The sequence below is a fragment of the Streptomyces sp. MB09-02B genome (genome assembly GCF_033794485.1).
Classification (GTDB): domain Bacteria; phylum Actinomycetota; class Actinomycetes; order Streptomycetales; family Streptomycetaceae; genus Streptomyces.
In genome coordinates this window covers 1-2,739 of record NZ_JARGEE010000705.1, presented here as the reverse complement: position 1 = coordinate 2,739, position 2,739 = coordinate 1, and the positions used below count along the sequence as shown (strand labels likewise).

At 74.0% G+C, this 2,739-nt stretch carries 2 protein-coding genes; both read right to left on the bottom strand.

Going from position 1 to position 2,739, the window contains the following annotated elements:
* Positions 1-964, bottom strand: a 964-nt coding sequence (locus P1P70_RS43070) for an SRPBCC family protein (RefSeq protein WP_319247720.1), incomplete at its 3' end; no start/stop codon positions are given.
* Between the two features lie 136 nt (positions 965-1,100).
* Positions 1,101-2,711 (bottom strand): polyamine aminopropyltransferase, encoded by a 1,611-nt coding sequence (locus P1P70_RS43065; RefSeq protein WP_319247722.1) that lies wholly within the window; start codon positions 2,709-2,711, stop codon positions 1,101-1,103.
* Positions 2,712-2,739 lie beyond the last annotated feature (28 nt).

Sequence of the window (2,739 nt, the reverse complement as noted above, 5' to 3'; positions counted from 1 at the left end):
TTTTTAAGACCCAGGCTTGGTTACCAGGGTTGGCCGAGGCCACCGCCAGGGCCGCCGCCGGCGCCGCCCAGCGGAGCGTGGCGCTCGCGGAGACCGCTTCGGGGGCCGGGACCGGGGCGTACCTGCCGCGTGGCGGGGCGTGGTCCACCTCCTCCGCGCTGCGGCCGATCATCGTCCGGCGGGCGTGCGCCGCCTCGGCCGGCGGTTGGTCCCCGGCGACGAAGTTGCCCTCGCCGAAGGGGTCCAGAGCCGACGGGGGGACGTCCGTCTCGAAGACGGAGGCGGACGGCTCGTCCTCGGCGGCGGCCGCAGCTGGGGGTTCTGCGTCCGGGGAAGCCGGGGGTTCTTCGCCCGCGGAAGCCCTGGCCTCGTCCTTGTCCTTGGTCTCAGCCTCGGCCTCGGCCTCGGCTGTAGCTGACGGCTCCTCGGCCGAGTCGCGGGGTGCGTCCTCTGCTGCGGCGCGGGGCTCGTCGTGCTCGTCTCGGTCGGCGGTGCGCACCTCGGGTGCGGGGCCCTCGGGCGCTCCCGGAGTTTCCTCGGCCGTCGGCCCGGCCCCCAGGTTTTCCGCGAACCTCTCCAACAGACGGGTCGCCGCCGAGGTCACCGAGTCGGGTGGGAGGTCGGTGATCCGGCCGGTGGTCGTGGCCGTGGCGGAGAAGACGACGGTCGTGCCCCCGGCGGCCGGGGCAAGGCGGAGGGTCAGCGCGAGTCGCACGGTGCCGGAGCCCCGGGCCTCGGCCCCGTCCCCCTCCACGGCGTAGGAACCGTCCTCCTGGGCGGTGACGCGGAGGGTCCCCCGATAGGTGATGGTGTGCCCCGCGGCCCGCACCTTCAGGCGCCCGGCGACCGGCGGCGTGCCCGCGTCCTGCTGGAGCCCGGGGACCGCGCGGGCCACCCGCTCGGGATCGGACAGCGCCTCCCGGATGCGGCCGACGGGAACCGGAACGAACACCTCATGCTCCATGGCAGTCGAGCCTACCCACGAGGCCCCGCACCGCACCCGTACATACGCGTTATTGCTCGTGTTCCGCCCACGCGGCCCCACACACACCCATGCGCCCCACCACGCCCTCTACCCCCACGTCGCACACCGTCACGGTTCAGCCCGCGTACCTCGGGTGCACCAGCGTCGACGGCGGCAGGTCACGCACCCCGTCGGCGGCGCTGAGCCGTGTCGCCCAGGCGCCGAGGGCCGGGCGTGGGCTGCGGCCGTCGTCGGAGCGGGTCGCCAGGACGAAACCCCAGTCGTGGGGGGCGCGGGAGGTGTGGGCCGTACGGTCGGGGCCGGTGACGAAACCGGGGTCGGCGGCGGTGACCCCGTAGGGCGTGGTGCGCAGCCCGGCGGCGCGCACGGTCGCGTCGACCGTCCAGAACACCTGCTGCCGGGACGCCACCGGCCCGGCGTGCACCACCATGCGGCCGTCGACCGCCAGGACCTCGCGGGCCAGCCCGTAGAACTCCTGCGAGTACAGCTTCGTGCTCGCCGTGATGCCGGGGTCGGGAAGGTCCGAGATCACGACGTCGTACGGCTCGGTCGGGCGGGCGCCGCGCAGCCAGGCGAAGGAGTCCTCGGTGTGGACGCGCACCCGGTCGTCGGCATGGGCGTGCTGGTTGAGCGCGGAGAGTGCCGGGTCCGTGCGGGCCAGGCGCACCACGCCCGGGTCGATCTCGACGATGTCCACACGTCGTACGCCGTCGTGGCGGAGCACTTCGCGGGCGGCGAGGCCGTCACCACCGCCGAGGACGAGAACGCGGGCGTGCGGTCCGGCGCTCATGGCGGGGTGGACGAGGGCCCGGTGGTAGCGCCGCTCGTCGGTGCCGCTGATGCGCAGTCGGCCGTCGAGGTAGAGGGAGAGCGGGCGGCCGTCCCGGCCGCCGGTGAGGACGACCTCCTGCCGGCCGGTCTGCAGCGCGACTCGTACGTCCTTGCCGTACACCGCGCGCCGGGCGGCACGTTCGAAGTCGTCGACGTGTACGGCGGCGGTGGCGAGGAGACCGAGGACGGCGAGGTTGGTGACGAGCAGGAGCCAGCGGGCGCGGCGGGTCAGGTCGCGGTGGAACAGGCCGAGGACGAGCGCGCCGCCGACCAGGGCGTTGACCGTGCCGGTGAGCAGGGCGCCGGTCAGCTGGCCCAGCCAGGGCAGCAGGAGGAAGGGGAAGGCGAGGCCGCCGACGAGCGCGCCGACGTAGTCGGCCGCGAAGAGGTCGGCGACCGCGCCGCCCGCGTCCTGGCGGCGGATGCGCTGGATCAGCTCCATCAGCAGCGGGACCTCGGCACCGATGAGCAGGCCGATGGCCAGGGAGAAGGCGACGAGGAGGTAGCGGGAGCCGCTCGCCCACATGCCGCCCCAGTCGCCGGTCCAGGCGAACGCGGCGTACAGCGCGAGGGCGCTGCAGCCGCCGACGAGGGCGAGGGCGGCCTCGATGGCCCCGAAACCGAGGGCCGCGCGGGGGCGGAGGCGCTTGGCGGCGAGGGAGCCGATGCCCATGGCGAAGACCATGACCGAGAGGACCACGGAGGCCTGGGTGACGGAGTCGCCGATCAAGTAGGAGGCGAGGGCGACGAGTTCGAGTTCGTACACGAGTCCGCAGGCGGCACAGACGAACACGCCGGCGAGGACGAGGAACCGGCCGATGCCCGGGCGGACCGGGAGCCACGCGTGCGCGCCGGGGCCGCCATGGCCGCCGGGACCGCCATTCTTTAAAAACATTCCCAGCCCCCAAAAAAAGGAAAAAAAT

Bases quoted from the DNA above. Each gene is read 5' to 3' on its own strand.
- P1P70_RS43065 (WP_319247722.1), bottom strand. From the start codon at position 2,711: ATGTTTTTAAAGAATGGCGGTCCCGGCGGCCATGGCGGCCCCGGCGCG.